Origin of the sequence: Legionella septentrionalis (assembly GCF_003989745.1) — a bacterium.
GTDB classification, from domain to species: domain Bacteria; phylum Pseudomonadota; class Gammaproteobacteria; order Legionellales; family Legionellaceae; genus Legionella_A; species Legionella_A septentrionalis.
Genome location: NZ_RZGS01000017.1, coordinates 43,277 through 52,516 on the forward strand (window position 1 = coordinate 43,277; position 9,240 = coordinate 52,516).

Below are 9,240 nucleotides of genomic sequence, written 5' to 3' on the forward strand. Positions count from 1 at the left end.
AGTATTGGCTTATTCTGCTTGGGTTTTAGGTGTGACAGGATAACCAGGCACGGCATTTTGTATGCCGTCCACAATGACATTATCCTCGGCGTTCAATCCTTTTGAAATGGCGCGCACTCCCTGATCCAGATTGCCCAAAACCACACGTTTCATGATTACTTCATGGTTTTGGTTAACCGTGAGCACATAAGGCCCAATTTGGTCATATTGGATAGCCGTATCCGGTATCGTTAACTGTGGCATGGGTTTGGTAATCGGTATTCGCACCTGCACAAAAAGACCTGGCAAAAGAGGATAATTTTTATTCGTTAATAAGGCACGGAATTCAATGGTCCCTGTAGAGGAATTAAGACCTGTGTTTACGAAATCCAGTTTTCCTTGATGGGGAAAATTGGCTTCATTTTGCATGCCTACATACACGGGAATTTTAGTAATTTCTGCAGGCTTAAATCCGTGGGCTTTCGCCGCTTCGCGCAGCTTAATTAAATCCAGTTCATTTAAATTAAAATATACATAGATCGGGTCTATTTGTTCGATAACAGCTAAATTCGTCGTTTCGCCATGCCCGACCAAATTTCCAGGGTCAATGAGATGCCGGCCAATTCTTCCGTCAAACGGTGCGGTGATGCGCGTATAACTATAATTGATGGCCGCCACTTCTGCATTGGCTTCGGCTTTTGCTACTTCAGCTTTTGATTCTTCGCTTTTAGCTTCCCATTTTTCCACGTTTTTAAGCGACGTTGCATTCTCCTTATACATTTGGCGTTGCCGCTCGTATTCAGCTTTGGCATAAGCATATGCTGCTTTTTGCGCTGCGACTGACGCTTGCGCTTCTTCCAGTTTTTGTTTGTAGGGTTCTTGTTCAATGATGAATAATTCTTGGCCTTTTTTAACCGCTGCTCCATCCACGAATTTAACTTCTTCCAAATATCCTTCCACGCGGGCGACTAAATTTACTGAATTAAAAGCCACGGTGTTCCCGGTTTGGGTAATGTATTCTGTGCGCTTAAGCCATTGTGGTTTCTTGACAACCACGACCGCAGTAGGGGGTGTTGGCGCAATATTTTTATTTCTGGGGTGAAGCATAAAATAAATCGCCAGCAACACGATGACCCCAATGACGGCTGTCGTTTTCAATGTCAATTTTTTATTAAAATTCATGGCTTCACCAATTAGGTAAATACAATTGCTTTATTTTTTGCGAACTTGTAACCGGTGGTAGATGATGTTGCGGTTCCAGTAAATTACCCCAATTTGTCCGCGCAGCCATCTCGGCCTTAACCTGTTGCGGTATAACATCCTTGCCACAGCGAATTTGCCAGCCCCCTCCCAAGGCACGGTAAAGCGCTATGAGTGCCTGGGCGACTTCTCCGCGAGCATTGATAAGTGAACTTTGCACTCTTAACTCTTGCCGCTCAACATCAACTACTGTGGTATAGGTCGCTTCTCCTTGACGATAACGGATTAAAGCTAGTTTGGTTGACTGCGTGGCAGACTGACTGGCCTTAATGAGATAAGCTTCTGTCTTTCGTCCTTCGATGTAACGGGTGATGTTATCTTGTACTTCTTGTTGTGCTTTTAAGACTGCCTGCAGGTAATTTAACAAAGCTTGTTGAAATGCAGCATCTTGCATGCGTACCGCATTGGTAATTTGACCGTAATTCAATAATGGCCAGGTAACAGATGGGCCTGCGGTAATCGCGCGATTTGACCAGTTGAACATATCGCTTAGAGAATTATTATCAATATTGTTGGCAGCAAACACAAAAGTCCCGGCAAGAGTAAAAGCTGGGTAAAGGCTCGCTTTTACTACGCCAATGTTGGCTGATTGAGCTATAGCTTCCATGCGGGCTTGGTAAATGTCTGGGCGTTGTGCCAGAGTTTCTCTGGGTATGCCTACCGCCGCCATGGCTGGGGTTTTGGGAATACCTTGGCTTTTTACTAAAAGCTTATCCACAGCATCCGGGGTAATACCCAACAAAACCCCAAGCTTATCTTTTTGTATGCGAAGATCGCTAAGTAAAGTCGGCAAGGTAGATTGCGTTTCAGCTAATTGTGTTTCAGCTTGTTCAACGTCCAATAAACTGGTTTGCCCGCCTTTATACCGTGATTTGGCAATTTGCAAGGAAATAGTTTGCAATTCAAGGTTTTGTCTCGTTATCCGAATCAGTTGCTCATTCGTTCTAATTTTAACATAGCTACTTGCGATATCTGCCGTGAGGCTGACCAGGGCATTGTCATAAGCCGCAACGGATGCTAAAAAAGAAGCATCATTGGCTTGAATAGCCCGGCGGTATTTTCCCCAAAAATCCAGTTCCCAACTTGCGGTAAAGCCCAGAGATGCCGTATCAAAAGTAGAGGGAATTACATCTTGCAACATACCGCCACCAATGCGGTTATACGTATAATTGCCAATCAACGCTTGCTGTTGTGGATACAGTTGCCCAACGGATTGCGCAAGTTTCGCGCGGGCTTGTAAAACCCGCACTCCTGCAATTTGTAAAGATAGATTATTGTGATAGCCATTATGGATTAAAGCGGTAAGGGTGGGGTCTTTAAAAGTTTTCCACCAATCGGCATTATGAAGAGGTTTCCCTTTAAAGACCGGTTTGTCAGGAAGCCATGTGCCAGCAATTTTTTTTCTAGGCTCTTTATAATCAGGACCCACCATACAGGCGCTGAGCAATAAGCAGGACATGATGGTGAAGAGTTTTAACATATGGATGAATAATTTCCCTATCATTAAAGATTTCAGCCTTGAAATGGGAGGATGAACAGGTAAGAGCAGGAGCGCCGTTTAATTCATACTCTGAAAATTATCTTATCCGCGTTGAAATAAATGAACAAGTAAAAAGTGAGCAACTTAAATTGAAAAGAAATTCGTATGCTCCCATTGATTAAAAGCATATTCCGGATACCTGGCAGGGAAGAAAGACAATTGGCTTGAGTAAATTTTTGCTGATGTTGAATCCTATTTCCACTCCGATATAATCGTCGCCAAGTTTTATTTTTAAATGAACTTTATGAAAAAAATATTGGCTATTCTGCTTATCTTGCCCTCGTTGTCTTTTTCCAAGTCACCCTCATCAGAAGTAGTAAGCAGCCCATGGGAAGCGATACCAAGCCCTGCATGGGGAGTCGGTCTTTATCGGCTAAGCGTACCTCATGGCTGGCTGGTTTATACAGGTGGGGGTACAACCGCTACGACTGTATTTGTCCCGGATGAAGATCATGAATGGATCTTAAATCCTGTAACAAATTAATTCCTATTTGTTTTTTCAATATGGATTGAAGGATGGCAGCTGTTCTTACCCTTGTGAAATAGCGGAGCCAGTTCAAAAAGCGCGGTATATTTGCCAAAAGAGTAGCTGGGGCTTCTTTTGCGCAATAAAAATTGTTTAGTGTCCGTCATTGGTTGAGCGGGCAATGTTATGCGTCACCCGCGGGATTATTGTGATATTTGCTCATGGTTTCGCATATAAAATCCCTTGCTAATGAACCCGCCATCCTAGGTTGTAGGGTGGTGATGTATTTGGAGAATGATGTATGGAAAAACCTTTAAAGGCTATTGATAGGAAGCGATGCGATTGGGTGCCATTGGATAAGCCTGATTATGTCTGTTATCACGATACAGAATGGGGAGTGCCCGTGCATGATGATAAGCGGCTTTTTGAAATGCTTATTCTTGAGGGCGCACAAGCCGGTTTGAGCTGGTACACCATACTGAAAAGGCGCGCGGGATACCGTGCAGCATTTAAGGATTTTGATGTAGTAAAAGTATCGGAAATGTCTGATGCAGAATTAGAGAGTATTTTAAATAACGCAGACATTATCCGTAATAGGTTAAAAGTATTTTCTGCGCGTAAAAATGCACGGATATTCCACTCCATGCAACAAGAATTTGGTTCTTTTTCTGCCTATTTATGGGCTTTCGTAGACGGCAATCCGCTGATAAATCGCTATGTCAGTTTGCAGGATGTGCCCACCCGTACTTCAATCTCCGATGCTATTTCCAAAGACTTGAAAAAACGCGGGATGAGTTTTGTCGGTTCCACGATAATCTATGCTTACATGCAGGCAGTCGGTATGGTGGATGATCACCAGACCGGTTGTTTTAAGGCTTGTCCGGGTAAGTAATCTTAACGTTTATTCATGGATAAACGTTTGGTGCGAAAGTGATGGTTGCATGGGTTGTATGAAAAGCTAAATTTTCCTACAACATAAAACAGCTTACGCAGCGTATCTTATTCAGAGAAGCATATGATTAATGTAGAAACTCTTGTGTTGGTTGCTGTATGGAAAGAACCTTTTGTGTTCCAAGGTTGTATTAAAATAACGGCGCTGAACGAAGAAAATATCACTTTTTTCTTCTTCAGATGCCAATCTATCCATGCCTCACAAAATGATCTAGTTACCGGTGATTTTTCCGCAGATGACTATGAATTTACTCATTTATATAATGAGATAAACCCTAACCCACTGCACCTTAATAATGAAAATCCTATCATTGCTTATGCTATGGAAATGTTGAAATATGCGTTGCATGTTACGTTAAAAGAAATGATATCGAGCCGCAAATTACACTTCACATCAATTGATGATGTAGCAATGCAAGCGATGATTAATAAGGTTAAGGCTGTTTTGTCTAAAAAATTAACTTTACCCCCAGAGGAGCATATTGGCTTCGCAGTCGCCATGGATTTTTATCCGCAGGAAGAAATGGGGCGTTTTGCAGCATTGGCATTGCTTAATAAATTAGAGCCACTTGTTCATGATTCTCATAGCTGCCACTGAATAATAAAGATTATTATTTACTCTAAAACTCATCGATTAATGAATCAAAGCGGCTTCCAACAAACTTATAACAGAATTTAGTGCCATGCAGAATGTAGCTGTTTGGATGTGACATATAGGGCTTGTAAAAATCCATATGAACGCTAGAAATCCTATGAATTTTTGCATAATCAATTTCAATGGCTTCGGGAAGCCAGTAAGTCCATCAATACATGCAATAAATATCTCATCTAGGCCACGATTTTTTATATCGGTGAGTACATTAAGCCAAAATTTAGCCCCTTCATTTTGACTAATCCACATGCCCAGAAGCTCCTTGTAGCCGTCTGTATTAAACACCTAACGTTAAATAGACGCACTTGTTAATAATGCCTTTATCCGTCTTTACTTTAACAACAATACCATCCAAATAAACGATCGGAAAACAGCTATGCAATGGTCTTGCTTGCCCTGCACGTACATCCGATACGGATACTTATTTAAATAATATTTTTCCACCAACGACCTTCCCACCAATTTTAGAATTACCACGAATGATTACTTCACCATGTCCGCCTGCAAAAATTATATCTCCAGAGATTTCAGAGAAATTATCCAAGTAAACAATCTGTTTTTGAGTGTCTATTCTGCGCACATACAAATTACTGCTCACTTTGCTATTAATAAACTTGGTTGAATTGGAATAAATTTCTAAGGAATCTTCAAATTGTGTAGATGTGGCATTAAGAGTACCTTTAATGTTGGAGATTTTATTAATGGTACAATGAATAAGTTTGACATTACCATTTACGTCTAACGAGGCAAAATTTACGTCTTCTGCGTGCAATAATCCGTTCACAGAAGTGGGGCCTGTTACAGTTGTTCCATGAACATTAACGATGCCATTTCCGTACAAGTTATCAGCTATTCCTTTGCCACAAGTCACACCACCTGGGACTTCATTACAAACAGTTGCATTTACAATACCAAGATTTCCACACAGAAGGATGGTATAAAGAGCGCGTTTTAAATTCACAAGTTATTCCTTTAATAATTCCATGAAAATCAAATTTTCTAAAAGTCCGCCAAAATAAAGACTATTTATTAATTGATCTTCATTTTTAATGCCGAGAAGACTACATGCAAGACCAGTATCAATCATTTGCAGTTTTGGCATGGTAATCGCTTGTCGTTTAGCCTTGTTTTTTAAGTAAGCAGGAACGATTTTAATGATGAACACTAATTCAAGAATTTCAATGTATGCTTTTATAAGTTTGTCTTCTTGGCCAGATCATTAAATGTTGGCGTACTTAATAAGATTACCGGCAAGTGCTGCCAGATACGGTCCTAGTGATTTCAACTTGGGACGATAGTCACCTCGCGCAACATATAATGTTTCAAAAACTTTAAATCAAACATTTAATCGCCTGATAAATTAGGATAATTACTATCTATGGTTAAAGTATATCGTTGTTTATTCCGAAAAATCCAGTTTGTTCTCCCGAATTATCCAAAGCGCTATCCCGAAATTCCATAAGAAATCCATTGAAATCCTAATTCTTTAGCGGGGAGCAAGTTTCTCAAAGGTTGCTGTTTTCGGAAAAAATACCATCGGAATTCAGTATAATAATTTAGCTGAAAATAGGTTACCTAATATTGCAGCATGGTGAATCATATATGTATGGTGATATCTTGGAATCCGTTCATCGACCTTTGTAGAGTAAATGAGTTCAGGAAAATAAGGGTATACGATTCTTAGTCTTCATGCCAAGGGCATGACAACCCTGGAAATTGTTGCAACCTTCAAAGAAATGTACGATGCTGATGTCTCTCCGGCCTTGATATACAAAGTAACGGATGCGGTAACGGAGCGTGTTATTGAGTGGCAATCTCGTCCTTTGGAAGCTGTTTATCCCATCGTTTATCTGAACTGCATTGTGGTTAAAATCCGGCAGGATAAACAGGTTATTAATAAATCCATTTATCTTGCGCTTGGTGTTAATCTTGAAGGTCAGAAAGAACTTCTGGGCATGAAAATGAAGGTGCCAAATTTTGGTTTAATGTGCTGACAGAGCTGCAAAATGGTGGGGTCAAAGATATTCTTATAGCCTGTATTGATGGCCTTAAAGGCTTTGCCGATGCTATTAACACTGTATTTCCGGAAACAAAAATCCGGCTTTGCATTGTCCATATGGTGCGCAACGCCATTAAATATGTGCCCTGGAAAGATTACAAGGCTGTCATCGCTGATTTGAAGCTCATCTACAAATCAGTAACTGAAGACGAGGCATTGCTGGCCCTAGAGCAGTTTTCTGAGCGCTGGGATAATAAATACCCCCAGATAAGCCGCTCCTGGCGCAGTCACTGGCATAATCTTAATACCTTGTTTAATTATCCAGAGGACATTCGCAAGGCTATTTATACAACAAATGCTATTGAGTCATTGAACAGTGTGATTCGAAAGGCTATTAAAAAAAGAAAGCTGTTTCCTTCTGACGACTCCGCTAAAAAAGTCGTGTATCTTGCTATAATAGATGCTTCCAAAAAATGGACTATGCCCATTAGAAACTGGAAGGCCGCTTTAAAACGGTTTATGATCGAGTGTCCAGGGCAATTAATTGATTTTGTTTAACCCTTGCCAGTTACACAGAATTATTTACAGGGTCACGGAAGCCAATGCACCGCATTTCAGATTTTTTAGTAAGACAGATGTCTTGTAATGTAGGTAATAATAGAGCCTTCTGAGGAAGACCACCGACAATTACTCGACAGTTCTTTAGAAGTGATTTGATGGTTAACAAATACATGCGTATAATTATGTTTCTACTTCCCCAAGGACTCAGCCTAGGGCAAAGAGCCTCTTCGGAGGCTCTTTTTTTTAGATATACATTATTGATTTATTGAACATCATCTTTCTTTGTATCCGATTTGATAAACAAACTTATTGGTAGGGCGAATAATTTAATTTCATTCTGAGAGAAAGGTAATATTTCTTTGCCAGAATAAAATATGACACCATATTGGAATTTTGAAGGATTAAATTCTGCCAATTTTATTAATCCTTTAAAGTCGTGCATGTTTACAGTTGCTGATGCTTTGATTTCAACTCCAATGATCTGATGATTATCCCTTTCCATGACGATGTCCACTTCATTTTTGTATTTATCACGGAAATGTAATAACTCTACCTTTTCTTCTGACCAACCGTTTTGTTTGAGCAACTCCATATAAATTAAATTTTCTAATAGCCCTCCATAATGAGGGCTATTCAGTAATTGCTCTTCATTTTTTATACCTAAAAGGCTACAGGCAAGTCCTGTATCTATTGTCTGCATTTTGGGTATTGTAATGGCTTGTCGCTTTGCTTTATTTTTTAAATAAGCAGGGACTCTTTTAATAATAAACATCAATTCTAAAACTTCGATATATGCTTTGACCAGTTTATCATCTTCGCCTAAGTCGTTTGAAATATTTGAATATTTAAGTAGATTGCCCGAGATTCCCGCTAAATAAGGAATAAGGGCTTCAAGTTTAGAACGATAGTTACCTTTAGCATGATATAGAGTCTCGAAATCTTTAAAAAGACGACCTTCTATATAAGATTTGTACCATATTTGTTTTGCTCTTGAGCTTTTATCTTGAACTTCGGGATACCCACCTTCGAGAATAAAATTGGCTAAGTCGGCGCGGGTAAGTAGCGTTAGGTTATTTAAGTTAAAATTTTCATTACATAATAAATCGACAATATTATAATCAGTTTTGTATTTTTCTGATAATGAGAGTGGATATAGTTCTAATCTCGCCATATGTCCAGGTAAGGCTTCTTGTGTTTTCCCTGAGCGAAAAATATCTGCTGATCCGGTTAATAGGAATTTTCCTTTCACATTAGCTGGCAGGTTATCTGATGCATGTTTTATGGCCGGAATTAATTCAGGTATATATTGAAACTCGTCCAAAACGACTTTTTTATTATGCAAGGAATGTATAAAACCAATTGGATCGTTTTGAGCTGATTGGAGAATGGTTTGATTATCAAAAGAAATATATTCAAACCCGCTATTTTGGGCAATTATTTTTGTTAAAGTTGTTTTGCCTGCTTGCCGTGGTCCGGTTAAATAAACAATTCTGAATTCAGTTAGTAACTCAGTAGTAATAGAGGTTAATTTTCTTTCAAACATTAGAATTCATATAATAGGAAACATGTTGTCAATATATAATATCTCTTGAAAAATAGCTAATGATAACCCGAAAAATCCAATATTAAAACCCGAGAAATCCAAGATGATAACCCGAGAAATCCAAGACATATTCCGAACGATCCAAATAAGAATCTTTATTGTTGAACTTAGGGCGTGTTTTTAAAGTTTTTCAAACTATTAAAAATCTGATAAAAAGCCTCCATAGTGAAAATGGAGCAAATGGATGTCAAGATTTGTTATTGATGACAAAATGTGGAACAAATTAGAA

General features: G+C 39.3%; 8 protein-coding genes and 2 pseudogenes. 4 read left to right on the forward strand and 6 right to left on the reverse strand.

The annotated features are described in order from the left end of the window. Positions 1-9: 9 nt before the first annotated feature. Both ELY11_RS07160 and ELY11_RS07165 read right to left on the reverse strand, forming a co-directional pair. Positions 10-1,161, reverse strand: a complete 1,152-nt coding sequence (locus ELY11_RS07160) for an efflux RND transporter periplasmic adaptor subunit (RefSeq protein WP_126953659.1) — start codon at positions 1,159-1,161, stop codon at positions 10-12. Positions 1,162-1,165: 4 nt separating this feature from the next. After that, positions 1,166-2,719 (reverse strand): efflux transporter outer membrane subunit, encoded by a 1,554-nt coding sequence (locus tag ELY11_RS07165; RefSeq protein ID WP_127032839.1) that lies wholly within the window; start codon positions 2,717-2,719, stop codon positions 1,166-1,168. A 304-nt stretch (positions 2,720-3,023) separates the two neighbouring features. Between ELY11_RS07165 and ELY11_RS07170 the strand changes: the two genes are divergently transcribed. The 3 genes from ELY11_RS07170 to ELY11_RS07180 all read left to right on the forward strand — a co-directional run bounded on the left by ELY11_RS07170 (position 3,024) and on the right by ELY11_RS07180 (position 4,794). Continuing rightward, positions 3,024-3,263 carry a hypothetical protein gene (locus tag ELY11_RS07170; RefSeq protein ID WP_126953660.1) on the forward strand — a complete coding sequence of 80 codons (240 nt, stop codon included), beginning with the start codon at positions 3,024-3,026 and terminating at the stop codon, positions 3,261-3,263. Between the two features lie 283 nt (positions 3,264-3,546). Continuing rightward, a complete protein-coding gene (locus tag ELY11_RS07175) occupies positions 3,547-4,137 on the forward strand; it encodes a DNA-3-methyladenine glycosylase I (RefSeq protein WP_127032826.1) in 591 nt (196 codons plus the stop codon). A 123-nt stretch (positions 4,138-4,260) separates the two neighbouring features. Then, positions 4,261-4,794, forward strand: a complete 534-nt coding sequence (locus ELY11_RS07180) for a hypothetical protein (protein ID WP_127032828.1) — start codon at positions 4,261-4,263, stop codon at positions 4,792-4,794. 168 nt (positions 4,795-4,962) lie between these two features. On the opposite strand, the pseudogene ELY11_RS12600 reads toward ELY11_RS07180, so the two are convergent. The 3 genes and pseudogenes from ELY11_RS12600 to ELY11_RS12605 all read right to left on the reverse strand — a co-directional run. Continuing rightward, positions 4,963-5,242, reverse strand: a pseudogene (locus ELY11_RS12600) (transposase); the annotation flags it as partial. 27 nt (positions 5,243-5,269) lie between these two features. Continuing rightward, positions 5,270-5,809 carry a hypothetical protein gene (locus ELY11_RS07195; protein WP_127032833.1) on the reverse strand — a complete coding sequence of 180 codons (540 nt, stop codon included), beginning with the start codon at positions 5,807-5,809 and terminating at the stop codon, positions 5,270-5,272. A gap of 3 nt (positions 5,810-5,812) precedes the next feature. Then, the gene (locus ELY11_RS12605; protein ID WP_325049663.1) at positions 5,813-6,043 is read right to left on the reverse strand and encodes a DUF4143 domain-containing protein; all 231 of its coding nucleotides are present in this window, start codon (positions 6,041-6,043) and stop codon (positions 5,813-5,815) included. 481 nt (positions 6,044-6,524) lie between these two features. On the opposite strand from ELY11_RS12605, the pseudogene ELY11_RS07205 reads away from it, so the two are divergent. Next, positions 6,525-7,405 (forward strand): annotated as a pseudogene (locus ELY11_RS07205) (IS256 family transposase); the annotation flags it as partial. A 265-nt stretch (positions 7,406-7,670) separates the two neighbouring features. Here ELY11_RS07205 and ELY11_RS07210 read toward each other — a convergent pair. After that, positions 7,671-8,951, reverse strand: coding sequence for an ATP-binding protein (locus ELY11_RS07210; protein WP_127032835.1), 1,281 nt, complete (start codon positions 8,949-8,951; stop codon positions 7,671-7,673). Positions 8,952-9,240: the final 289 nt, after the last annotated feature.